We start from the raw sequence: 26,113 nt of genomic DNA on the forward strand, positions 1-26,113 counted from the left end.
CTATCTAGAATTTATTCTACTTCATTAAAATATCTTTCTGCTCCTGGGTGAAGAGGTATGGTCATTCCAGCTTGAGCTGTATCAACAGTAATCTCTTCTGCTCTATCATGAGCACTGATTAATCTGTCTCGATTCTCAAATATAGCCTCAGTAATCTCATAAACTAAATCCTCTGGCAAATCTTCTTGGACAATCAATGTTGCCTGTAAAGCAACTGTACTTACTTTAGAATCTTGACCTCGATAAACATTAGCCGGAGCTTCAACCCCAGTCAAATAAGGATACTTAGAATTTAATTCATCTATCTGCTCTTGACTAAAGTTCAATAAATCAATATCCTGCGTTGCAGCAACATCCATTACTGCTGCTGTTGGAAGACCAGCTGTTAAGAATGCAGCATCAATCTGTCTATCAGACAATCTACCAGCTGCTTCAGCAAATGATAAATAATCTTCATCTAAATCATCATATGTAATTCCAAATGTATTTAAAATTTGACTAGCATTTGCTTCTACTCCACTACCAGGAGAACCTACTGCTACTCTTTTACCTTTCAAATCAGAAATTTCTTCTATTCCTGCATCTTCCCTAACTACAATCTGAATAACTTCAGGATATAAAGTTGCAACCCCTCTCAAATTTTCTACCGGCTCATCAAATTGCTGTACTCCATCGTAAGCATAACTTGCTATATCATTTTGAATAATCGCTATTTCAACTTCTTGATTACTAATCAATCTAACATTTTCAACAGAAGCTCCTGTTGATTGGGCAGAAACACTTAGGTTAGCAACCTCTTCGTCAATCAAATTTGCCATAGCTCCACCAAGCGGATAATAGACACCTGCTGTTCCACCAGTACCAATTGAAAAATATTCAGTCTGAACTGCCTCCTCTGAGCCACACCCCACTAAGCCTATTGTTAAAACTAATAATGTAACTACACATAAAATTGCTTTTTTACTTTTAAACATTTTTTACTACTCCCTTCTTCTTTACCCAGTTCAATTAAATTTACCTTTTTAAAAAACAAATCATAACTTAAATACCCTTCCTAATGCATCTCTATCAATTGATGCTTCATAATTTCTCCTTTCTATTAATTAATTCCTAATAGCTTTACTTTATTACAAATCCTCTAATTAATATTACTAAAATTGCTACTATTTCTATTTAGCCCTAATTAACTTAAATAATATATGTCTATTATAATCTTTTTACAATTCTATGTCAAGTTAGCGTTAGTTATTCATGGTTGTTTTTAGAAAAGTAATAAATCTTTTTTTAAATATAACATCACTTTCTAATATAATACAATTATAGTATCGCTGTACAAAAAAATCTATTTGTATGTCAATTTTTTGTGCTCTTAGTAAACATAAAGAAGCGATTGATACTTAAGTATCAATCGCTTCAAAACTATTCTTATTGATAACTTGGATGTAACCAAACGCCCGTTAATGGTTCTTCTCCTCGAGCAGTTACCTCAAAGTCATTCACAAACGGCTTAGTCAATACAGTATTAGAATAATAGTAAATTGGCATCCACGGTGCATCTTTTATCAATGCTTCATTAATTTCTGAATATAATTCTGTACGTTCAGAACCTGGTGCCATGCCACGACCTTTTTCTAACATTTCATCTATTTCTGGATCATCATACCAAGATCCATTAGTTGCTCCAATATTACTAGAATGAAAGTTATTATATAAGAAGTTATCTGGATCAGGATAAGTTGATACCCAACCTAACCTAAACATTTCAGTATCTCCTTCATCAATTTTTTCTAAATAAGTTCCCCACTCTACATTTACCAAGTCAACATCAACATTAATACTTCGTAAGTTAGCTTGTAAAGCCTCTGCTACACTCTGATTTGCATCATCTGTATTATAAGCAAGCTCATAAGTGCCAGGTAACCCATCCGGATATCCTGCTTCAGCTAATAACTCCTTAGCTTTTTCAGTATCTTGCTCATAATATCCTTCTAATTCTGGATCATAACCGTCCATTCCAGGAGGCAGGATTCCTGTAGCAGGCTCTTCAATTCCAGCTCTAATAACATTAACAATAGTATCTCGATCAATAGCATAATTAAGTGCTTTTCTTACCTTAAGGTTATCAAATGGTTCCTCTTGGACATTGAACCCAAAATAATATGTTCCTAAACGAGGTTCAACAACTAATTCTTCATCAAATTCTCCTGAATTTAAGATACGCTCCATCTGTCCATCTGGAAGGTCACCATCGATCTGTTCATAAATATTGCCCTGTTCATACTCAGCAAATGCTGAAGAAGACTCAGAAATAACTCTAAAGACAACCTCATCTAAATAAGGAAGCCCTTCTACATAGTAATCATCATTTCTTTCTAGAACAATTTGATGGTCACTTTGCCATTCTACAAATTCAAATGGCCCAGACCCGACAGGATTATTAGCAAAATCATCATTACCATATTTTTCTACTGCATCTTGTGGTACAATTGAAGCACTATCTACTGCCAAAATAGATAATAGTGGAGTATATGATTCTTCTAACTGAAATTGTACTGTATAATCATCCACAGCAATTAAACCAGGTACTTCATCAATTTCTCCATCTCGAAATTCACTTGCACCTTCAACCCGATCGTAATAATTAGCTCGATCTGATTGAACTGCTGGGTCCAAAATCCTAGTAAAAGTAAAGACTACATCATCAGCAGTTACTTCACTACCATTGTGGAACTTGACACCTTCTCGCAAATAAAAAGTCCATGTCAATCCATCTTCACTTATTTCCCAATCTTCAGCTAAGCCAGGAACAACCTCTGCATCGCCTTCAAATTCTACTAATCTGTCAAAAATATTTTCAATAACTCGTGAAGAGACATTATCCGTAGAATGCGCTGGATCTAAAGTAGGAGCATCAGATCCTAACCTAGCATAATAAGTACCGCCATACCTATCATCTTCTGTAACTTCTGCTGCCTCTTCTGTTGCTTCTTCTACTCCTCCACAGCCAATAACTAAAGTTGCTACTAAGACTAATACCAAACAAATACCAAATGATTTTTTAAACACTTTAGTTCTCCTCCTCAAATACTTATATATATTTATTAAATTAATAGTTTAAACTATTAATTTAACATCTCCTCTTAGTCAACTAAATGACAAGCTACAAAATGTTCCTCTTCTTTTTCTACAAACTCTGGGGTTTCTCTTTTACAAAGATCCTTTGCAAATGGACACCGAGTATGAAAAGTACAGCCACTAGGAGGATTAATTGGACTAGGTACATCCCCCTCTAAAATAATCTTCTCCCTTTTCACCTCAGGATCAGCAACAGGAATAGCCGATAGCAATGCTTTTGTATAAGGGTGTTTAGGATCTTCATATAATTTATTCTTATCTGTCAACTCAACCATTCTCCCTAAATACATCACAGCCACTCGATCACTAATATGACGTACAACACTCAGATCATGAGCTATAAAGACATAAGTCAGCTCTAACTTTTCCTGTAAATCCTTCATTAAATTAACCACCTGCGCCTGAACAGAAACATCAAGTGCTGAAACAGGCTCATCACAGACAATCACTTTAGGATCAACAGCCAAAGCTCGAGCAATCCCTATCCTTTGTCTTTGCCCTCCACTGAACTCATGAGGATATCTAGATACATACTCAGGAACTAAACCTACTTTTTCCAGTAATTCCTTCACTCTTCTTTTCTTTTCTCTTCCTTTAGCCAAACCATGAATCTCTAGCGGTTCACCAATAATATCCTCTACTTTCATCCTTGGATTTAAAGAAGCATAAGGATCTTGAAAGATCATCTGCATCTCTCTGCGCAGACTACGTAACTCTTTTTTATTTAACGAATGAATATCTTGACCTTCAAATAAGACCTGCCCCTCAGTGGCATTTAATAACCTCAATAAGGTTCGACCGGTTGTCGATTTACCACAACCAGACTCACCAACTAAACCAAGAGTCTCTCCCTTTTTAACATTAAAGTTCAATCCATCTACTGCTTTAACTACTTCTTGTTGTCTATTGAAAATACCTCCCTTAACTGGGAAATGTTTCTTTAGATTTTTAACTTCTAAAATTGCTTCTGCCATCAACTTCACCTCCTATTCTGCTCTCAAATCTAATAAATCATGCTTCCAGCAACGGACAATATGACCAGAATTAATCTCTTCTAATTGAGGTTCATACCGCTGGCATTTGTCATCTGCATAATCACAACGATTAGCAAACTTACAACCTGCTGGAAAACTGAATGGATCAGGTACAACTCCTCTAATTGGTTCTAAACGACTAGCATCTGACTTTAATCTAGGTATTGAGTTCATTAATCCAGCAGTATAAGGATGCTGTGGATTCTTAAATAATGTCTTAACATCGGTCTTTTCTACAACCCTTCCACCATACATAACTGCAACCTCATCTGCCACTTCAGCAACTACTCCCAAATCATGAGTAATTAACATAATGGCAGTTTCAAACTCCTCCTTTAAATCCTGCATCAATTCTAAAATTTGAGCTTGAATAGTTACATCTAGGGCAGTCGTAGGCTCATCAGCAATCAACAGTTCAGGATTACAAGCTAAAGCAATAGCAATCATTACTCTCTGTCTCATTCCACCACTCAATTGATGGGGATGCTCATGAGCTCTCTGCTCAGGAGAGGGAATCCCTACCTTTTCTAACATAACTACCGCTTTTTCTAAAGCCTCTTCCTTATTTAAACCTTGGTGTAATCTAAGCACCTCAGCAATTTGATCTCCAACAGTATAGACAGGATTTAAAGAAGTCATCGGCTCCTGAAAGATCATTGAAATCTCATTTCCTCTGATCTTTCTAATTTCATTTATAGGTTTATCAAGTAAGTTCTCACCCTTGAAGTTTATTTCTCCACCAACAATCTCACCAGGAGGATTTGGAATCAACTGCATAATTGATGATGCTGTTACACTCTTTCCTGAACCAGACTCACCAACAACTCCTAATGTCTGGCCTTTTTCAATACTAAAGCTAACTCCCTCTACCGCTTTAATCGTTCCTTTAGATGTAAAAAAGTACGTTTGCAAATCATTTACTTCCAAAATAGTATCCCCCATCTAATTCACCTCCCTTAATCTCTCATCTTTGGATCTAATACATCACGTAAGCCATCTCCAAATAAGTTTAAACCTAAAACAGTAATCATAATCGCCAACCCAGGAAACCACATCATCCGTGGATCACTTCTTAAATAATCTCTACCAGCATTCAACATTAATCCCCAGCTTGGCATCGGTGGCTGAGCTCCTATTCCTAAAAAGCTCAATCCAGCTTCAGCTAAAATAGCACCAGCCACTCCTAACGTAACCGTAACAATAATAGGTGCTAAACAGTTAGGAATTACATGTTTAGTCATAATTCTAAAATCTTTAGCCCCTAATGACCTTGCGGCTTCAATATACTCTTCCTCTTTTAAAGACATAACTTCTCCTCTTACTATCCGTGCTAAACCAGGCCAGGTTACCAATCCTAAAGCAAGAAAAACCTGTTCAATACCTGGATCTTGAAAAGCAGCCATAATAGCAATTGCAAATAACAAAAATGGAAAAGCTAAAAACACGTTAATGAAATAAGAGATTATATCATCAATTATCCCTCCATAATATCCTGCTATTGCTCCCAGAGTAATTCCAATTACCAATGCAATAAGCTGGGTTATAACTCCTACAATTAATGAAATTCTAGTTCCATAGATAATTCTACTTAATATATCCCGCCCCAATCTATCTGTCCCCAATGGATAAGATAAACTTGGCCCACTCATCGATAACTCTACTCGTCCCTCCTCCATTACTGGAGAATAATAAGGATCATGTGGAGCAAGCAATGGAGCAAAAATAGCAACAAAAATAACAACTAAGGTAATTCCTAAACCGATCATAGCCATCTTGTTTTTTCGTAATCTTCTCCAGCCATCCTTCCACTGACTGTAAGTTTCAACCTCTTCAACTTCTATATTTCCCTCTTTAATTTCTGGCTCAACACTCACTAGTAACCCTCCTTCTTACTTTCTTTAAAATTTAAAAATCACATCTAATAGATTAATCATATCTGATTCGTGGGTCTAATACTCCATAACTTAAATCAACTAATAAATTAACTATAATGAAGACTGCTGCTAAAAAGAGTACTGTCCCTTGTATCAAAGGAAAGTCACGTCTAAAAACTGCATCTATAGCCATTCGTCCTATACCTGGCCAAGAAAAGGTAACCTCAGTCAAAACTGTTCCTCCTAATAAATAGCCAAGTTGAGTTCCAATTACCGTAATAACAGGTATCATAGCATTTCTCAAAGCATGCTTGATAATGACTATTTTTTCAGCCAGCCCTTTTGCACGAGCAGTCTTAATATAATCTTTATTTATTATTTCTAGCATACTTGAACGTGTCATACGAGCAATATAAGCTGCTTGTCTACTCCCTAAAGCTATCGCAGGTAAGATTAAATGTCTAAAACTTCCATAACCTCCTACTGGTAATAGATTGAAATTAACAGCGAAAATCACTATCAATACTAACCCAAGCCAATAAACAGGCATTGAAACTCCAACCATTGCTCCACTCATAAAAACATAATCCCAGAAAGAATAAGGTTTAATTGCTGAAACAATACCAGCTGTTACTCCCATTATAATCGCTATCAGCATTGCACTAGTTGCTAGCATAGCAGTAGCAGGTAAGCGAGATAAAATCATATCCATCACTGGCCTTCTAGTGGTATATGAAATACCTAAATCACCTCTAGCGGCATTTCCGATAAACCTTCCATATTGTACAATTAGAGGATCATTTAACCCCATCTCCTCTCTAATCATCTCCATTGTATCAGGGTCGGCATTAGTACCCATAGCAATTCGAACTGGATCTCCTGGTACAAAAACAAAATTTAATAAAAAAGTTATCGTTGCAATACCAATCAATATTGGAATCGCCATAGCACCTTTACGTATAATATATGTTAACATCTCTACCACCTTTCTATAAATAATTTAGTATATTTTAAAATAGTCAACTATTAACTTACAGTTAGCCTTCATTAAAATCATCTTGTCCAATTAATAATTATAAGTAACCTTAACTTTAAAAAAACTTAACTTTAAAAATTTATAATTTAAATTAAAAAAAAACTTATCTGGTTGATTAAAAAAAGAAATAGAACTTAATATAAAAGTTTATTGCAACGATAATTTTTTATATTTATATCAATAAAGTTATAAACTAAACAAAAAAATTATTAGAGTAACAACTTTTACTTAAGTTTATGTCACCTCCCTTTAACCTTTATCTATTTCTTTCACCAGAACTTTAGTCGAGCAATATCATAATTATATATATTTTTTGATTTCTTGTCAAATTGTTGTATTTTTATTAATTCTTTTGCAAATTTATTCAATTATCCCCTGTCTATAAATTAGCTATTTCTCCAAGTTCATCCCTTAACTTACTAAAAAATCTTTTTCTTTCAGTCAAAAAGGTTCCATTTAGAATCATACTTTCAATATTCTAACCTTTATAAAAAGAAAAAAGCTGGTGCTTGATTAGAAAGCACCAGCTTTTTTAGAGACTCATTAAATTTTGTAAACCTTCATATTTTTATGGATCTGACCACAAATTATTTCAATTAATCTCGATAAATATAACGATAAATTAAATGAGTTCTTACAACTCTACTGACATATTTTCTTGTTTCAGCAAATGGAATTTGATTAATTGTTTCATATTTCCCATCCCACTGCTCTTCATACAACCACCTTTTCACATTCCCTTGGCCCCCATTATAAGCAGCAATTACCATCGTTCTATTATCAAACTGTTGTTGCAACTCTGCTAAATACCAACTACCATATTTAATATTGAGCTCTGGATCATACAAATCATCATTTGAAAATTGCTGATTATCCAATTTTTCAGCAATCCATAAGCCAGTCCGAGGCATAATCTGCATCAATCCACGAGCACCTTTAGCAGAAGTAGCTTGAGGTCTAAATTTACTCTCTACATAAATAACCGAAATAATTAAGTAAGGATCTAGATCATACTTTTTTGCCTCAGAAAATATCAACTCCTGATAATCAAGTGGATAAACCAACTTTAAAATATCTTTGTGTGTTATGAATAAAAAGCTGCTCAGCAATAGAAAGATTAATAGCCATGCTATCTTTTTAAATTCAATTTTCATAATCAACACTCCAATTCTTACAATTAAGGTAATTCCTTTAAAATATTATTGCCTGGAACATAATAATATTAATTATTAGGTTTGACCTTATTCCACAGCTGCCTTAATTCTTTTTTTAATTCTTTTTTAGTGACATTATTATCAATAATTATATCTGCATAAGCTTTCTTTTCAGCAAGTGGCATTTGAGACTCAACCCTAGCCACTGCAGCTTGATAATCAAAATCATTTCTAGCCATTAATCTTTCAACTTGAACCTGTTTGGGAACATAGACCAACCAAACTTGTTCAAATAAATCTATCATTCCTGCTTCAATTAACAAAGGGACTTCAACTATAACTATTTCATTTTTCTGTTCTAACTTCTTTAACCGCTCCTTTATCTCCCTAATAATAATCGGATGGGTCAGTTGATCTAATTTCTCTTTAGCATTAGAATCATTAAAGATAATCTCTCCTAATTTATCACGGTTAATTTGATTATTAGGTAATAAAATATCTTCTCCAAAATATTTAACAACTCTCTGCCAAACCTCTTGTTGAGGCTCCATCAATCTATGAGCAATCTTATCAGCATCTAGTACTATCGCCCCTAATTCCTTTAAATAATTCGCAACCGTACTCTTGCCACTAGCAATCCCACCCGTTAAACCAATTTTCAACTTAACTCCTCCTTTATCTACTTACAATAATTGAATCAATCCTAGTAAGATCAAGATTAATCCTGGTAATAACTTAACCTTATTACCAAATCTACTTAAGTTTATATTCTTACCCAGATGAATCCCTAGTAATAACAAGAAGAACTTACAGATAAAAGTAGAAACTGAGGTGAATAATGGTTGGTAGCCAGCTAATCCAGCTCCAATACCACCACCAAAAGCATCCATAGCCAATGCAACTCCTAAGAAAACAGCCTCTTTTCTACTAATAGCTCCTGAATAGTCAAAGTCAGCCTTAACTGGCTCCTGTAAAATGTTTACAATTAGTCCTAAAGAGCTGATCCTGATACTCAATAATTCTTTAAAATCTAATTCAGCCCCCTCAATTTCATCGCTACTGTCTGCTAGTAAAATATGTAGTGATTGATAGAATAACCAGATCCCAATTACAATTAAGATTAACCCTCCAACTCTCTCAGCCCAAACTGGAGAAATAAATGAAGTCAATACATTTCCTATACTCATTGCAATCATCATTGTAAATCCAGAAGCAATACTGATAATTAATAATGGTAATATATCAATCTTGATACCTTTTAGACCATAAGTAACCCCTACTGTAAAACCATCTAAACTGACTGCAAACGCCAAGATAAAAGCAGCAATTAAATTAATAGTTATCCCCCCTTTTTTCTTTTATATATATGCCAAAGGGGGATAAGCCGTGATTAAATAACCTCTTCCCAACGATGATAATGCTTTTCTAATTCTTTTTGAACCTCTTCATATTCCTCAGTTAAATCTGCTACTTTTTTGGGATCAGCATAAATATCTTCAGAACCCAGCTTAGTTTCTAATTCTTCAACTCGCTCTTCTAGCTCTACTATCTTTTCTTCTAATTTCTCTACATTAACCTCATTTTGTTTATTAGTAGACCTTTTTATCTCTTTTTCTTCTCTTATTTCTTTTTGAAGCTCCCGCTCTCGAAACTCCTCTCTTTTTAACTCTTCTCTATAATCTGAATAAGTACCTATATATTCAGTTAGTTTACCATCTTTAAGAGAGAATATTTTATTAACTAATCGATCTAAAAAATAACGGTCATGAGAAATAACTAAAATAGTCCCAGGATAATCAGCCAATGCCTCCTCTAATAACTCCTTGGCATCAATATCTAAATGGTTGGTCGGTTCATCTAATAATAGTAGATTAAAATCCTGAATAGATAACTTAGCCAAGGATAGTCTTGCTTTTTCCCCTCCACTTAGCATCTCTACTGTTTTAAATACATCCTCTTCCTTGAACAAAAAACGGGCCAACACCTTACGAGCTTGGCTGGTAGTTACTCCTTTAACCTTTTGTAACTCCTCAATAAGATTATTCTCTAAGCTCAAATCTTCATGCTCTTGTTGATAATAACCAACTTTGACCTTACTACCCCACCTAGTTTGACCTTTATCTGGTTTAATATCTGCTAATAATAACCGAAAAAGAGTCGATTTACCACTACCATTTGGCCCGACTAAAGCAATCTTTTCACCACGATAAATCTTAAAATCAATCTTTTCAAAGAGCTTTTCATTCTCAAACGATTTCTTCAACCCTTCTACCCTTAAGACCTCTTCTCCACTATTAGTCTTCAGCTTAAAATCAATCTTTGGTTTATCTAATGTAGGAGGGGGAGGAATCTTAACCATCCTATCCAACTGCTTTTGCCTGCCTCGAGCTTGTTTAGCATCGACTCCAGCCTTATTTTTACGAATATAAGCTTCCATCTTTTTTATCTTCTTTTGTTGTTGTTTATATTCTCTCTCCCAAGTCAATAGCCTTCTTGGTTTTTCTTCCAAATAAAAGGAGTAATTGCCCCTATATTGCTCCAACCTGCCTGCTTCCAACTCCCAGATTCGATTAACAACTTGATCTAAAAAGTATCGATCATGGGCTATCACTACAACTGCTCCCTCATATTCTTGTAAATAATCCTCCAACCATTCCTTAGCTTCTAAGTCAAGATGATTTGTAGGCTCGTCTAATAGTAATAACTCAGGTTGTTGTAACAAAAGTTTGGCTAACGCCGCCCTTGTCTTTTCTCCACCACTAAAAGAATCTATCCTCCTTGACCAATCACTTTCAGCAAACCCCAAACCACGTAAGACTCCTTTGATCTGGCTTTGGTATTGATAACCTTCCTTCCTTTCATACTCTTCTCGCAAGCGACTATACTTATTCATCACCTGCTCTAGAACGGATCCTTCTACTTGGCTCATCTTAACTTCTAGTTGATTTAATTTCTCTTCTAACTCAAATAGTTCCTGATAAACTCCTAATAATTCATCATATAACTTATTACCCAAATTGAGCCCAAAATTTTGGGCCAAATAACCGACCTCTAAATCATTAGCAACCAGAATCTCCCCTTGATCCAAAGATTCCTGCCCAGTCAATACCTTCATTAAAGTCGACTTCCCAGTTCCATTGGCCCCAATCAACCCAACTCTATCCCGTTTTTGAATCTGTAACGAAACATCTTGAAATATTAATTTTTCTGGATAAACCTTGGTTGCTTGCTTTAACTGTAATAATGCCATCCTAATTTATTCCTCCTGTTGTTGACAATCGGGACAAAAATAAGAACTACGCCCCCCTACTTTAATTCGTTTTAAACTACTACCACATCTTCTACACTCTTCACCTTCTCGGTCATAAACCCGTAAATAATTTTGGTAATTACCGGCCTGTCCACTAGCATCTACATAATCCCATTTAGTTGTCCCACGCTGTTCAATCCCTTCACTTAGCACCTTCCTAATTGCTCGATAAAGCTTTTCAACCTCTCTTTCAGTTAAGGTGTCAGCTGTCCTTAAAGGATGTATTTGAGCTAAATATAAACTCTCATCAACATAAATATTACCTAAGCCAGCTAAAAACCTTTGGTTCAGTAATAATGGTTTGATCCTACCTCGCCGAGAAGATATCATTTTTTCAAATCTAGTTACTGTAAACTCTGCTGTCAACGGCTCTGGCCCTAACTTAGTTAAACTACCAGCTTCTTGTAAATCTTTAACTAAATAAGTCCTAGTAAATTTTCTCTTACTACCTAATCTTAACTCATCACCATTTTTAAATTTCAAAAAAATATAATCATACTTATCACCCGAATCACCCTGTGAAGCATAAACAAAGCGCCCGGTCATTCTTAAATGGGTCACTAAATAGTATTCATTATCAAATTCAATCATAATATACTTTCCTCTTCTGCTAACCTTCTTAATAGAACTCCCTCTCAAAATCTTCTTAAATTCATTTGACTTAGGCTTAGCTATCAACTTCTCATTTTTAATTTTCACATCCGCAATTACCTGTTTTATAATTAATGGCTGTAATGTATCAACTACCGTCTGTACCTCTGGCAATTCAGGCACTTTATTTCCTCCTTTAGCAAATACTTAATAACTAACCTTGCTCTTTAAGAGTTGAAGAGTAAAATCTTTATCTTCTATTTTTTAACTCTTCCCAGCACTCAATATTAAAAGTTTTCTTCTAACATCTCCCATAACTCTATATCAGTCTTTTTCAATGATAACGGTTTGAAATTATGATTAACAAAAACATGAACTGTATTCCCCGTTGTTAATAACTTACCATCTTCATTACGAACTATCTTATAATCAAAAGCTATTCTTGTCTGTTTAAATTCCTTTACTTTTACATAAACATCAATTAAATCATCATAATAAGCTGGAGCATGATATTTACAGTTTGACTCCACTACTGCCAAAACAACCCCTCGCTCTTCTATCTCTTTATAATTAAATTCTAGTTGACGAAACATTTCTGCCCTGCCTACTTCAAACCAATGTAAGTAATTAGAATGATAAACTACTCCCATTTTATCAGTTTCTTGATAACTAACCCTAATTTGATGACTAAATTCCATCTTTTCATCCCCCTATTTTTAAATTTAATTAATAGTAGGGGCCAACGCCCCTACTGATCAATAATCAAACTCATCTAATAACCCATTTAATTGCTGATTTAGTTCAATTGAAGCCTCTTCATAACCATTAAAACCCTCTTCCTCAACTGCCGAAGTAGTAGCACAAGAAGTACAGCGGACAGTTAAATAATCAGAATTGAGACCAACTACTTCATGTAATGTATCCTCATAACAGATTGAACAATTATATAACCTTAAATCCACTCTGACCACTCCTTTCGTTTATAGGTTGCACAATTTCAAAAGGAGTATTCAGAATTTAAGAACCACTAATTGCTAACTCTTTAACCCTAAAGGTAGGAGTAGCAAAAGAACCAATCAATGGATTAAACTTAAGATCATTTCCTAGTTGATCAATATCCTTTAAAAAATCAATCAAGTTACCAGCTATTGTGATCTCACTGACAGCTCCTTTAATCTCACCATCTTCAATCCACTGACCTGTCGCACCTACAGAGAAATCACCTGAAATTGGGTTGGCTCCCCCAGTTACTAAACCAGAAACTTTATGGACATAAAAACCATTATCCACCCCAGCAATAATATCTGCTGGATCCTGATCACCTGGTGCTAAATAGAAATTACTGGGTGATACACCAGGAATCCCTCGATAAGAACCACGTTCAGCATTACCAGTAGATTTAACCCCATCTTTATTGGCAGTATAAGTATCATATAGATAATTGGTCAAGACACCATCTTTAATAATATCGGTTGGAGTTGAAGGAACACCTTCACTATCAAAAGGAGCAGTTGCTAATCCTTCTTCTAATAACCCATTATCGATAATATTGACATTTTCAGCTGCTACAAGCTGATCTAACTTATCAGCAAAAAGAGATCGCCCCTTTTGTACTGCTTCTGCTGTTAATGCTTGGGATAAGACATACATAAACATACTTCCAACCTTAGAGGTAAAGACAACCGGCGCCTTTTGAGATTCAACTTGCTTGGCCCCTAATAATTCAATAGCATTTTGAGCTGCCTCTTCTCCAGTAACAATCGGTGTTAATTCAGATAATGAACGACCATATGAAAGAGCTATCCCCGTCTGTTGGTCATCTTCTTGGCTAGCCTTAACATATAAGTAAGCATAGCAATCATTCGTTTTATAACTTTCATGTAGTCCATTCGAATTAGCAATCGTTACCTCTGTAATATAATCACCATAATTAGCACTTAAGACTGCATCAATCTGCTCACTATAATTTAAGGCTGCTTCTTCCATCTCTAATATTAGTGCAATTTTATCCTCAATCTCACTCTTCTCTAGAGCTGGATCGTAAATATCAAGTCCTTGATATTGATAATCTCCCTTTGGTAAGGTACGATAATGATCTTCCGTAGCTACTTCAGCATTAGCAATTGCTTCTTTAATTACTTCTTCTAATGAATCTTGATTGAAGTTAGCAGTATATGCAAATCCCATCTTATTATCAACAAAGATTCTAATCCCTAGCCCTTTAGCATGAGCTGCTTCTAGAGATTCTACCTCTCCTTGATAAACTTCAAGATCATTAGTAGTTGAAGTCTCATAATATAATTCAACATCCTCTGCTCCAAATTTTTGTGCTTTAGTAATTAACTCTTTCAAATCAAGGCTCATCTTACTCCCCCTTCCTTTCTGTACCACCAACAGTAATTTCGTCAACTAGTAATGTCGGCTGCCCAACTGCTGCTGGAATACTTTGTCCAGCTTTACCACACATTCCAGGGGCCAACTTGAGATCATTACCGACCATCGAAATCTTCTGTAAAACATCTATCCCCTTACCGATCAAGGTAGCTCCTCTAACAGGTTCAGCTAACTGACCATTTTTAATCATATATCCTTCAGCAACGGTAAAAACAAACTCTCCTGTTGCCGTCTCTACCTGTCCACCACTCAGCTTCTTAGCATATAACCCATCATCAACAGCTGTGATGATCTCTTCTGGATCAAAATCACCCGCTTCAATAAAGGTATTACTCATCCGTGGAACTGGCAGTGATTGATAAGAATCCCTTCTTCCATTACCGGTTGACGCTCGCTCATCTTTTCGAGCAGTCTTTAGGTCATACATATAATCTTTTAATATTCCATCTTCAATTAACACTGTCCGTTCAGCCTGTTGGCCCTCATCATCAATCCCAAAAGAGCCCCAACCATTCTTAATTGTAGCATCATCAACAGCAGTTACTACTTTAGAAGCAACCTGCTTACCAACTTGCCCAGCAAAGACAGAAGAGTTCTTTTGAACTAGATCGGCCTCTAAGCCATGGCCACACGCCTCATGGAATAAAACTCCACCAAAACCGTGATTGATTACTACTGGCATTTTACCAGATGGAGCAGATTTGGCCCCAAGCATTGTTACCGCTTGCCTGGCTGCCTCTTCACCTAACTTCTGCGGTGGATATTGATCAAATAATTCAAATCCAACCTGTAATCCAGGACTTTCACTACCGGTCTGAATCTTCTCGCCATCACTAGCAATAGCCTTAACTCTCATCCTAGTATGAATCCGTTCATCTTCAACATATAAGCCATCTGAATCAGCAATCATAATCTCTTGGGTATTATCAGCATAACTGATTATTACCTGCCTGATATTATCATCATAATTTAAAGCAGCTTGATTTGCTTCCTTCATCAACTCTGCTTTCTTCTTCTTAGCAACCTCTTCAGGCCTAATCTGAACTGGATGAACTTGATTAATAGTCCCTTTTCTTAAGTCGGTAATTGTTACTTTATTTTGACCTTGGCTTGCTGCTCCAGCAACCTTAGCAGTCTGTAATAAAGACTCTTTCGTTAGATCATCTGTATATGCATAAGAGACCTTATCTCCACTTAAGACTCGGATCCCAATTCCAAGATCATAGCCCGTCTTGACCCGCTCTAATTTAGAATTTTCCAATACTAAGGAATTGCTTTTAGCATTCTCAAAGAAGACTTCAGCAAAATCACCACCCCCTTCTAAAGCAACCTGTAATAACTGCCTAACCAACTTAGTTGATAACATCTCTTTCTCCCCTTTCAATTTCCTTCATTTTATTCCAATTATCACCATATTTTAGGTCAACCTCTAACTCAACCTCTAACTCAACTACTTGCTCCATCTTTTCCCTTATCAGCTGAGCAACCTCATCTAATTCAGCAGTAGGAGCTTCTAAAACCAATTCATCATGAACCTGTAATAAGATCTGACTACTAAACTCTCCTTTAGCAATTGAGTTAAAGACGTCTATCATCGCTAATTTCATAATATCAGCTGCTGTTCCTTGAATTGGAGTATTAATTGCCATTCTTTCTGCAAAACTACGCTGGTGATAATTCTTACTATTTATCTGCGGCAAATAACGCTTTCGATTAAAGATTGTGGTAACATAACCTTCCTTTTTAGCTTGTGCAATTGTATTATCAATATACCTCTTAACCTTTGGATAACGCTTAAAATAAAGCTCAATATACTCTTTAGCTTCTTGATTGCTGATATTAAGCCGCTTAGCTAATCCCCAATCACTGATCCCGTAGGCAATTCCAAAATTGACGGCTTTAGCTTTGCGCCGCTCTTCCCGACCAACTTCATCTAGGGCCAACCCAAAGATCTCACTAGCAGTCTTAGTATGGATATCAACCCCCTGCTGATAAGCTTCCTTCAACCCTTCATCCTGAGAGATATGGGCCAACACCCTCAGCTCTATTTGAGAATAGTCAGCAGCTAATAACTGCTTACCTTCCTCAGCAACAAAGACCTGTCTAATCTCACGTCCTTGCTCAGTTCTGATCGGAATATTTTGTAGATTAGGCTCTGCACTGCTTAAACGTCCAGTCGCAGTTACCAACTGATTAAATGTAGTATGGATCCTGCCAGTCTTTTGCTTTATATAATCACTCAATGGATCAACATAAGTCGACTTTAACTTAGTATAGGTTCGATATTCAGAAATCAACGGAATAATCTTATGTTGGCCCTTCAATTTCTCTAAAACACTAGCACTGGTCGAATAACCTGTCTTCGTCCTTTTAATTACAGGTAAGCCTAACTTTTCAAATAAGATGCCCCCTAATTGTTTCGGTGAGTTGAGATTAAACTCCTCCCCAGCCAATTGATAAGCCCGTTCTTCTAAATCAGCAATCTTTTCAGCCAACTTAGTCGATAATCGCTCCAACTCTTCAGAACTGACCTTAATCCCTGCCAGCTCCAATTGAGCCAACATACTGACCAATGGCAACTCAACCTCTCTAAATAATGATAACAATTCATTCTTCTCTAATTTAGGAACTAACTTCTCTTCTAAATCAAACAAAAGACTAGTCTTTAAGACCAATGACTCTTCTTCTGTAACATCTTCAATCTCTCGTTGCAGGTGGCTTACTACCAACTCTTCAAATTCCTTCTCCTTTTCACTAGGCTTTAAGAGGTAATCAGCTACCAATGGCTCAAAACTAAGTTTCTTAGTTTCAATTCCTTGCTGTAACAAATATCTGACCTGCTCTTTAGCCTCTACCATCAAAACTTCCTTAGTTGTGAAAATATCTTCTAACCAATTCAGTAACTTATCGGCAGTCAGCTTACAATAAAAGCTTTGTTCTGAAGTAGCTACTGCAACACCTACTAAATTCTGTTCTAACTTTGGCCCATTCAAATCCAAAGTTATAGCAATCTGGTCAGTTAGAGCCATCTTTTCTAACTCTTTTTGGCTTTCGATCAACTGATAATCAGCTATTTCTAACTTTTGATGACCACCTATCTGCGAGATCAAGCTACTAAATTCCAAATCCATAAATAGATCATAAACTCGCTGATTCTTATAATCCGATAAAACCAATCCAGAAAAATCAACCTCTAGTGGTACATCAACCTTTATTTCTGCTAACTTCTTACTAAGTTTGGCCCTATCTGCTTGCTCTCTTAAGGTAGCTTTTCGCTTTTTACCCCCTACTTGATCTATATTAGCCAAGACATTCTCTAAAGAACCAAACTCTTTTAATAATTTAGTAGATGTCTTCTTACCAATCCCATCAACACCAGGAATATTATCAGATTTATCACCCATTAACCCCTTCTTATCAATTAACTGTCGTGGCTCTAATTCATATTCCTCTCTAAACTTTTCTAAATCATAATCAACAATATCACTGATTCCCCGCTTATTATACATCACTTTGATATTCTCAGTAATCAATTGTAAATTATCCCGATCACCGGTTACAATTGTAACCTGATAGCCTTCCTCTTCTGCTTTCTGGGCTAAAGTCCCGATTAAATCATCCGCTTCATACCCTTCCTTTTCAAAGATCGGCACTTCTAATGCCCCTAAGACCTCTTTAGCTATTCTAAATTGAGGCTTCAACTCATCAGGTGTCTCTTTACGATTCCCTTTATACTCTTCATATTCCTGATGCCGAAATGTAGGGGCTGCTAAATCAAAAGCAACTCCTAATAAATCCGGCTTTCTCTCTTCTAATAAACTGAATAACATCCTAGTAAAACCAAAGACAGCATTGGTCACCGTCCCATCAGATTTGGTCAAAGTAGTCGGTAAAGCATAAAAAGCACGATACAGCAAACTATTCCCATCCAGTAAATATAATTCTTGTTCTTTCAATTATTACAACCTCCTTAATATATATGCCTTACTAGCAATTAATTAGCCTTAATTTTTATGTGATTTAAGATAATTCTGAACCTAAATTTAATTTAACGTTTTAAACCTTACTCAAACTTAGACTTAGCCTTAAACTCAAGAACTTAAGCTAATAATTTTATTTCACCAAAAAACAGCTATCTCCTTTATTATCATACCCACTTTAGGTTGATAATATATAAACTGCCTACCTCTCCACAAATTACAATTAGAATTTGATAGATATTATCGATAAATTATGTTAAGATTTTAAGTACAGATAGACCATATTAGAGAGGAGTACTTACTAAGAATGCCGAAAAAAATTATACTATCAATTCTAACATTAATTCTAGTAGTCAGTTTTAGTTTACCTGTCATGGCTTTTCAACCACAAGATGTAGCTAATGATCACTGGGGACTAAATTATATTAGTTCATTGCTTGATCAAGAGATTATGTATGTTTATAGTAATGGAAATTTTGAACCAAACCAAGCAATTACTCGAGGTGAATTTGCTTATTCTTTAGCTAGAGCGATGGATTTAGAACCAGCTATCGTCTCAGAATTAACTGATATTAGTGATCATTCTGCTAAAGGTTATATTTCAGCTTTAGTTCAAGAAGAAATTATTACTGGTTATCCTGATCAGACTTTTAGACCACAAAACCCAATCACTAGAGCTGAAATTATTGCGATGCTCAGTCGAAGTTTAGAGCTTGACCAAAAAGAGAACAGTATTAAAGTTAAAGGTGATTATTATTCAGACCTTTCTGATGAATACTGGGCCAACGAACTGATCAACCTATCTTCTGAAATTGGAATGATCGATGGTTATCCTGATGGAACTTTTAGAGCAGACAATCATGTCACTCGAGCAGAAAGTGCAAAGTTATTGACCGAATTAATGAACTTTGAAGTAATTACAGGGGATATTGTGGAGACATATCCTATCTCAGGTAAAATCAGAGTCAATTCAGAACAAGGAACTGAAACAGTTGATATTGATCAAAACGGTTTAATTGGTAGAAATAATCGAATGGTCGACTTAGATGAAATGCTAAAGTCAGACCAAGTATATTTACTCTTTGATCAAAATAGAAATAGAGCTACCTATGTTAAAGCTTATGGCTTAATTACCCAAGAAGATTTAGCTAGTCAAGCAAGCGAGTTAACTGGTGACTTCTTCAGCCCTGATGAATTAATCTCGATTGCTGATGGAGACTGGCAAAGTGTTACACCACGATTACGACAAGAGGTAACTAACAATTTACTTGAAGAAGGGCTATCAACTGAAGAGGTAACTGCTTTATTGAATACTGATTGGGATCAATTAGAAGATTTAAGTAGAGAGCGTTTAATAGAATCCATCTCTATCAGTACCAAAATCTCAACTGCTTTAATTGAAGCAGCTATCGAACAAGACTGGGATAAAGCACAGGATTTAGCTAGACAAGATGCTATTAACTCGGCAGTTACACAGATTTTAACTAGTAGTTCTTTATTATCCTAAATCATTAAACAGCTAAGGCATCTGCCTTAGCTGTTTTTCGTGTGAAATATTACTTATATTTTGAAGTTGATCTAACCTTCTACTAAAATGATCTCTAGCTAAATCAAACTTATTCTTTTGTAATGATGAAATAGTCTTATCACCATATACCTTCCAACCTTTCCTAGAAGTAAGTGGTAAATCATTATAACCCATAAAACCTAAAACATCTTTCAGCGGATAACCAAGAAAGATACCAATCTCATGCGGAAAATCTTCATTACCTAACTCATGCCCTTTCAACTTAGTAACTAACAGATCAAGATATAGCTTTAAGCTATATTGTTTAGGATAGCCCAGCCTCTTCAAAAAATCAATTACTTTCCCATTATCTAACTGTCTATTTAAAGTAGCATGATGATAAAATAGGATTTTTCTGCGATTGACTCCTTTGTTTAATTCGACAAAATTTAGTTGCTCATAATGATCTAAGAACTTATTTTTACATCTTTTCCAAAGTTCATAATTATCTTCAGCTACCTTTATATTCTTTATTTCAGCAGGTTTGGCCCCCATTATTGTAGCTCCAATACTTTCTAAAGTATATCTAATAAAATCAGTTTCTAAATTCTTATTTAAGTTATTCATAACTTCATCTCCAGTAGTATAAATTAATTCATTTGCTAGTTTACCTATACCACATCTAATTAATTCATAAGGAGCAATTAATTTATTAGTTAAAGACTTAACTTAATTGACTTAACTTTCTCTAGATTATACTTTAAAATAAGTTGAAATTTATCCTTGCAATTCAAAAACCAATATGTTATTATATTAATTGTTGAACAGGAAAGAGCCGAAGTGGCGGAATTGGCAGACGCGCTGGATTCAAAATCCAGTGATCCTTGCGATCGTGTGGGTTCGACTCCCACCTTCGGCACCATTTAACTTAATCAAGTACATAAAAACCCCTAAGAACCTTTGTTACTATTGAGGCCTTAGGGGTTTTCTGATTTCTGATATTTTGTCTAAAATTCTATCTCGCCGACATTTCGCCGATAAAATAGTCGGTAATATCCAATACAGAATAATATAAATTATATCAAATCATAGATATAACACTGGAATAATTTTTTAAAAAATTTAAAATCAGGAGGCTGATCATATGGAAAATGCTGTTAGGAAAATAAAGGAAATGATTGAAGGTGCTATTAGAACTGGAGGTGTAAAAGGTAAAAACAATTTAATTAGAAGTCACAAAATCATTAATTTAATACATAATACAGTTAAAGAAGATTTAATAAAAAAAGGAATCTCTCCTAATAGAATAGTTCCTTCACCAGGAGAAAGCAAAGGAGAACTAAAGTTGTTTGGATTTTTAAAACCTAAAGATCAAGACGTATGTGTGTTACCTAATAATTTAGAACCCCAAGAAGAAACTCTAAAAAGTGGATTGAAACTAGGAAGAAAATGTCCTTATGGCAAAGAATATACAGAAAAAACTTTAACTATAAATGTTAGAAGTCAATTGAGTAGCTTAGCTAAAAACTTTGATACTTTATATGAAAGAACTTTTGCAGAAGCACTTAATCTTCATGTAAGATGTCCTAAAATGGTGCTAGGTGAAATTTATATGATTCCTGTATTTGAATATGACAACTCAGCAGCTAAAGAAAATAGAGTTGAATTCAAACCTAACAGCAGAGTAAATAGACATCTAAAAAAGTATATTAATGCCTTTCAAGCATTAAATAATAGAAACTTAAAAGGAAACAGTGAAGAATTTAAATATGAAAAGGTATGCCTTTTAATTGTAGACTTTAGTAAGGAAGTACCAAAAATATATAGTACTAATCAAGAACTTATAAATGATGGGCTCATTTCTGATTGTACAAATATTGATTTAAACGAATTGAACTTTAATAACTTTACTAATCATTTGATTAAAGTTTATAATTATCGATTTGGAAAGCTTTAAAATCATTTTTTCAATAAATTACTAAAACATACAAAAACCATCAAGAATTAATTCTTGATGGTTTTTTAAGTGAATATACTGACGTTTGCATTAAAATTTAGCATTTAATAACGTTATAAAAAATTTAGTTAAAATATATAACAATAGGTTACCAGAAGTTAAAAGAAGTAGACTTATAAGTCTACTTCTTTTAATCTATAAGCATTTATTAAAAATTCATCTAATTCTTTTTTTGACATGGTTCTGATTTTATTTAGCTCTTCTTCAGAAAAATAAGGAATTGTAAAACTTTTTATAAAGTTCTTTTGGTAGCAGTATTTAGCTCCCGAAAGTGCAGTACTAGTCTTTCTAACAAAATAATTCATAACAACAGAATTTAAAACCTTTTGCAAAACATCTATATTTTCTTCTAAAGATAATAAATGAAATCCTTTCAGTAGTTTAGCTTTTTTAATATCTTTATAATATAATCCATATCCATTGGTAAATAATGATTCTGTATTGGTATCTTTTAAAAATCGTGGGTTTTCACTATGAGTAGGGACTAATAATTTTATTCCAAATCTATTTATCCCTTGCCTTCTTCCATATTTATACCATTTCTCTTCTGGAATTTTTCCTCCATCTCTCTTTAAAAGTATATCTTTATGCTGTAATAGATAATTATATGTATTGCTATATTCGGTAGATAAATTTTCTTCTGAAATTAATTCTGCTTTCCCTTTTTTTATCTTATAAGGGAAAATAATTCTTTTTTTGTTAGATTGTAGATCTTTTTGAGAATTGATTTTTGTTATTTTTACAACAGGAACAGTTATTTGTTTTTCTATTTTTGTACCATCTTCTTTTATATAATAATCTTCAGTTTCTTCTATATAATCTACAAAATAAACTGCATCTTTTTGAGTTGCTATACCTACTCTAATATCCACTATTTCATCTAAAGGGGTTCCTATACTTTCAATATTATTAATATTTTTTCTTTCTTTTTGTTTAAGTAATCTCCATTTTCTAGATTTCAATTTATTAATAGGATTCTTTGCAAACTCTAAATCATTTAAAAAATCTATTATTTCTTGATTATTTTCTATTTTAGAATATTTAATTATTTCATTTTCATTCTTAGATAATAATGTTATTGCAGTATAAGTTTGTACGTTTTCAAAGACTAATTTATGAGAAAAGTCAATTATTTTTTTTATACTCTTTTGATTTTGAAAGTATTTCCTTAATGGCTTAGCAGCTTTAGTTGTAAAATAATTATTTGGTGTTATATAAATAACTCTTCCTTTTTCATTTATTATATTATATGCAATCTCAAAAAAAGGAAAGTACAAATTATAACTTCCTTTTTTAGTAGTCTCCCAATCCTCATTTAATCTACCTCTTAATTCCTCAGATAAATCTTGATACTTTACATAAGGTGGATTTCCTAAAACATTATCAAAAGTACAATTAAATAGTTCATTGATATTACTTTCCAAACTATTTTTACATTTTAAATTAAATGAATTTATATCTAATTTTTCTTTTTCCATACAAGCATAAAGAGATAATATAATTTTACTTCTTCTAATATTATATTCTAAAATATCGATTCCATATATATTTTCTTTTACAATATCATTAATAGGCTTATTAAATTTTTCTTTATAATACCTGACCAATCCTATTAAAAAAGCTCCAGAGCCACAACTAATATCAATATTTTTATCATCCTTCTGCGGAGCTATTATATCAATCATTTTGTTTACTATGTATGGAGGAGTAAAAAAAGCACCATTAACTTTCCTATCGCCTTCTGGTATTAATAGTTCTAAATGATTCTCTAAGTGTTCTAAATCATTTATCATTTGCAAGTGTTCAATTTCATCTTGAAGATTATCATCCTCATTAAAGCCACTAAAATAATTTTCTAAAAAAGCACTATATTTAATATCTATCTTATTATTTTTTATAAAATAATAAACTAAGTTTTTTTCTAATTCAATTAAATCATAATTATTTGCTACCATACTATTCAATTTAGATTTATTCACTAATAAAACTCCTTTTTATTATAATTAATGCTCTTTTAATAACTAAAACAAATTATAACAAATACTAATATTAATAGCAAACTAACTATGACATTACCAGCAAAATATAAATTATAAATTAAAATAATTCATTTTTGTTTAACTAAAAACCTCTAAGTATTTAACTCAGAGGTTTTCTTGTCTCTTATCAACTTTTTATAAATAGATTTATGCAATCTTACTCCTCTAACATTAATTTCTCTAAACGCAATGGCTCTATATACTCCCCATCCTTAAAAGCTCTCATATTTCCTCCTGATATTTCATCTATCAATACAATCTCTCCAGAATCCCCTACCCTACCAAACTCAAACTTGATATCATATAACTCAAGCCCTTTTTTACTAAGTTCATCTTTGACTACATCTGCAACCTTTTGTGTTAATTCCTTTACTGTCTCATATTCATCAGTGGTTAATATACCCAACATATCTAAAGCATCCTTTGTAATCGGTGGATCTTTACGCTCATCATCTTTGAGAGTAACCTCTACAAAAGAGTCTAATTCTTCTCCTTCTTCAACATACATCCCATAACGTCTGTAAAAACTGCCTACTGCTCTATGACGACATATTACTTCAATTCCCTCTCCAAATACCTCAGCAGGCATTACAGTCATAGTTGATTTCTCAATGTCTGCATCAATATAATGAGTAGGTATTCCTTCATCTTTTAACCTTTCAAAAAATAGCTTTGTCAATCTCAGTCCTGCTCTACCTGCTCCTTCTATTGTTAGCCCAACTTCATTTGCTCCAGGATCAAAGACACCATTCTCACCTGTTACATCATCCTTGAATTTTAGCAAATAGTTTCCATCATCTAAAGCATATACATCTTTTGTTTTCCCTGTATAAACTAAATCCATTGATACCACTCCTTAATTTAAATTGTAGATTTTCTGTTAATTTCTTTTATAGAATTAATAATTCACCAAAATTAAATTCAGATATTTCGTTACAAGATATCTGAACATTTATTAAAAGGATAGGTTTGCAGTAACTGCAAACTCAAAACCACTAAAATCTGTCTCAATTTCATAAGGGGTTTCATCTTCAAAAGAGCTTCTACCATACTCAAAATCTTCAATTTCATGACTAAATAAATATCTATAACCAACTCTACCATTTAAACTCAAATTATCATAAACTGGAATTCCTCCCTCTAGACTAGCTTTAATACCATAAGCTAAATTTTCTCCAAATGCATTAAATTTAGGAAATTCCGCATTTATAGCATAACCTCCTCCTGCAAAGTTAACCATTAAATCATCAGCAACTCTATAGTTTAAGGTTCCTAGGAAACCAGTCGTATCAATCTTAACATGCTTTTGTTGGAATAGATCCCAAGTTGCTCCCATATGTTCTATTTCAGTACCGACTCCTATTCTTTCAGTAATCCAATATCTAAAACCACCATAAAATCCAATCGAAGAATTTTTCTTTTCAATATAACCTTTGTCATATCCCGCCAGTTGATCCCCATTATTTGTTTCATCATCTGGAACATCATAACTATAATTAATTACCTTCAAATCAGAATATGTATTATAATTTAATCCAGTATAAACTTCAATATTACTATGATCTAAGATGCTCCCTCCTTCAGCTTGAATTTGTTCATTACTCTCTTTTGCCTCAAAATCATTCTCCTCATTATCCTGATTCTTTTCTTCAAACTCATAAATCTCTTCTTCTACTTCCTCTTCCAACTCTACTTCCCCTTCAGCTAATACTCCCATAGTCAAAAGTAATAAAAAGACCAATGTCAAACCTAAAGTTTTCTTAATCATTCTTCCACCTCTTTAATTTAATTGTTACTACTATTAATTGAATACTAATGTAAATATTCCTTCTGCAAACTAAAATTTCATTAAACCCATTATAAATTTGCTATAATTGGTTTCAAAACTATCGGAATCTTATCTATCAAAGCAGGAATCAAATATTTTTGCTGAAAGCAAAAAATCTAAGTGAGCAGTTGGCCCACTTAGATTAATATTAGAAAATGTTAAATTTGAAAGCCACTTCTTACTTCGCTACTTACAATTAAAGGCTTTCCTTATT

Annotated in this window: 22 protein-coding genes and 1 tRNA gene; 3 read left to right on the forward strand and 20 right to left on the reverse strand. The window is 33.9% G+C overall.

Going from position 1 to position 26,113, the window contains the following annotated elements; translation table 11 throughout:
* Positions 1-11: 11 nt before the first annotated feature.
* From ACKF5P_RS09540 to polA, 16 genes are all read right to left on the reverse strand, one after another.
* A complete protein-coding gene (locus tag ACKF5P_RS09540; RefSeq protein ID WP_408954972.1) occupies positions 12-974 on the reverse strand; it encodes a TAXI family TRAP transporter solute-binding subunit in 963 nt (320 codons plus the stop codon).
* Between the two features lie 451 nt (positions 975-1,425).
* On the reverse strand, positions 1,426-3,066 hold the full coding sequence (locus ACKF5P_RS09545; RefSeq protein WP_408954973.1) for an ABC transporter substrate-binding protein: 1,641 nt from the start codon (positions 3,064-3,066) through the stop codon (positions 1,426-1,428).
* A 74-nt stretch (positions 3,067-3,140) separates the two neighbouring features.
* Positions 3,141-4,109, reverse strand: a complete 969-nt coding sequence (locus ACKF5P_RS09550) for an ABC transporter ATP-binding protein (protein WP_408954974.1) — start codon at positions 4,107-4,109, stop codon at positions 3,141-3,143.
* 12 nt (positions 4,110-4,121) lie between these two features.
* Complete coding sequence (locus tag ACKF5P_RS09555; RefSeq protein ID WP_408954975.1) at positions 4,122-5,111, reverse strand: ABC transporter ATP-binding protein; 990 nt, start codon at positions 5,109-5,111, stop codon at positions 4,122-4,124.
* A 14-nt stretch (positions 5,112-5,125) separates the two neighbouring features.
* Positions 5,126-6,043: an ABC transporter permease gene (locus ACKF5P_RS09560; RefSeq protein ID WP_408954976.1), complete on the reverse strand. Its 918-nt coding sequence runs from the start codon at positions 6,041-6,043 to the stop codon at positions 5,126-5,128.
* A 52-nt stretch (positions 6,044-6,095) separates the two neighbouring features.
* Entirely contained in the window at positions 6,096-7,019 is a 924-nt protein-coding gene (locus tag ACKF5P_RS09565) for an ABC transporter permease (RefSeq protein ID WP_408954977.1), read from the reverse strand.
* Positions 7,020-7,675: 656 nt separating this feature from the next.
* On the reverse strand, positions 7,676-8,233 hold the full coding sequence (locus tag ACKF5P_RS09570; RefSeq protein ID WP_408954978.1) for a lytic transglycosylase domain-containing protein: 558 nt from the start codon (positions 8,231-8,233) through the stop codon (positions 7,676-7,678).
* A 68-nt stretch (positions 8,234-8,301) separates the two neighbouring features.
* Positions 8,302-8,895, reverse strand: a complete 594-nt coding sequence (gene coaE, locus ACKF5P_RS09575; RefSeq protein WP_408954979.1) for a dephospho-CoA kinase — start codon at positions 8,893-8,895, stop codon at positions 8,302-8,304.
* Positions 8,896-8,916: 21 nt separating this feature from the next.
* A complete protein-coding gene (gene ytaF / locus ACKF5P_RS09580) occupies positions 8,917-9,576 on the reverse strand; it encodes a sporulation membrane protein YtaF (RefSeq protein WP_408956653.1) in 660 nt (219 codons plus the stop codon).
* A gap of 47 nt (positions 9,577-9,623) precedes the next feature.
* Positions 9,624-11,483 carry an ATP-binding cassette domain-containing protein gene (locus tag ACKF5P_RS09585; RefSeq protein WP_408954980.1) on the reverse strand — a complete coding sequence of 620 codons (1,860 nt, stop codon included), beginning with the start codon at positions 11,481-11,483 and terminating at the stop codon, positions 9,624-9,626.
* Between the two features lie 6 nt (positions 11,484-11,489).
* A complete protein-coding gene (gene mutM / locus ACKF5P_RS09590) occupies positions 11,490-12,317 on the reverse strand; it encodes a bifunctional DNA-formamidopyrimidine glycosylase/DNA-(apurinic or apyrimidinic site) lyase (protein ID WP_408954981.1) in 828 nt (275 codons plus the stop codon).
* A 104-nt stretch (positions 12,318-12,421) separates the two neighbouring features.
* Positions 12,422-12,832 (reverse strand): acyl-CoA thioesterase, encoded by a 411-nt coding sequence (locus ACKF5P_RS09595; protein ID WP_408954982.1) that lies wholly within the window; start codon positions 12,830-12,832, stop codon positions 12,422-12,424.
* A gap of 57 nt (positions 12,833-12,889) precedes the next feature.
* Positions 12,890-13,096 carry a hypothetical protein gene (locus ACKF5P_RS09600; protein WP_408954983.1) on the reverse strand — a complete coding sequence of 69 codons (207 nt, stop codon included), beginning with the start codon at positions 13,094-13,096 and terminating at the stop codon, positions 12,890-12,892.
* Between the two features lie 55 nt (positions 13,097-13,151).
* Entirely contained in the window at positions 13,152-14,498 is a 1,347-nt protein-coding gene (locus tag ACKF5P_RS09605; RefSeq protein WP_408954984.1) for a TldD/PmbA family protein, read from the reverse strand.
* A 1-nt stretch (position 14,499) separates the two neighbouring features.
* Positions 14,500-15,894, reverse strand: coding sequence for a TldD/PmbA family protein (locus ACKF5P_RS09610; RefSeq protein ID WP_408954985.1), 1,395 nt, complete (start codon positions 15,892-15,894; stop codon positions 14,500-14,502).
* The gene (polA, locus tag ACKF5P_RS09615; protein ID WP_408954986.1) at positions 15,881-18,484 is read right to left on the reverse strand and encodes a DNA polymerase I; all 2,604 of its coding nucleotides are present in this window, start codon (positions 18,482-18,484) and stop codon (positions 15,881-15,883) included. Before polA ends, ACKF5P_RS09610 begins: the two co-directional genes overlap by 14 nt.
* 331 nt (positions 18,485-18,815) lie before the next feature.
* Here polA and ACKF5P_RS09620 point away from each other — a divergent pair, with 331 nt between their 5' ends.
* The gene (locus tag ACKF5P_RS09620) at positions 18,816-20,015 is read left to right on the forward strand and encodes an S-layer homology domain-containing protein (protein ID WP_408954987.1); all 1,200 of its coding nucleotides are present in this window, start codon (positions 18,816-18,818) and stop codon (positions 20,013-20,015) included.
* 12 nt (positions 20,016-20,027) lie between these two features.
* Here the strand turns inward: ACKF5P_RS09620 and ACKF5P_RS09625 are convergent, their stop codons facing one another.
* Positions 20,028-20,642, reverse strand: coding sequence for a DUF3793 family protein (locus ACKF5P_RS09625; RefSeq protein ID WP_408954988.1), 615 nt, complete (start codon positions 20,640-20,642; stop codon positions 20,028-20,030).
* Positions 20,643-20,849: 207 nt separating this feature from the next.
* Here ACKF5P_RS09625 and ACKF5P_RS09630 point away from each other — a divergent pair.
* A tRNA-Leu gene (locus ACKF5P_RS09630) sits at positions 20,850-20,937 on the forward strand.
* Positions 20,938-21,159: 222 nt separating this feature from the next.
* Positions 21,160-21,972 (forward strand): restriction endonuclease, encoded by an 813-nt coding sequence (locus tag ACKF5P_RS09635; protein WP_408954989.1) that lies wholly within the window; start codon positions 21,160-21,162, stop codon positions 21,970-21,972.
* A gap of 173 nt (positions 21,973-22,145) precedes the next feature.
* Here the strand turns inward: ACKF5P_RS09635 and ACKF5P_RS09640 are convergent, their stop codons facing one another.
* From ACKF5P_RS09640 to ACKF5P_RS09650, 3 genes are all read right to left on the reverse strand, one after another.
* A complete protein-coding gene (locus ACKF5P_RS09640; protein WP_408954990.1) occupies positions 22,146-24,011 on the reverse strand; it encodes a class I SAM-dependent DNA methyltransferase in 1,866 nt (621 codons plus the stop codon).
* Between the two features lie 217 nt (positions 24,012-24,228).
* Complete coding sequence (locus ACKF5P_RS09645; RefSeq protein ID WP_408954991.1) at positions 24,229-24,915, reverse strand: phosphoribosylaminoimidazolesuccinocarboxamide synthase; 687 nt, start codon at positions 24,913-24,915, stop codon at positions 24,229-24,231.
* A 111-nt stretch (positions 24,916-25,026) separates the two neighbouring features.
* Complete coding sequence (locus tag ACKF5P_RS09650; protein ID WP_408954992.1) at positions 25,027-25,839, reverse strand: hypothetical protein; 813 nt, start codon at positions 25,837-25,839, stop codon at positions 25,027-25,029.
* Positions 25,840-26,113 lie beyond the last annotated feature (274 nt).

This window comes from Natroniella sp. ANB-PHB2 (genome assembly GCF_046097105.1).
Classification (GTDB): domain Bacteria; phylum Bacillota; class Halanaerobiia; order Halobacteroidales; family Halobacteroidaceae; genus Natroniella.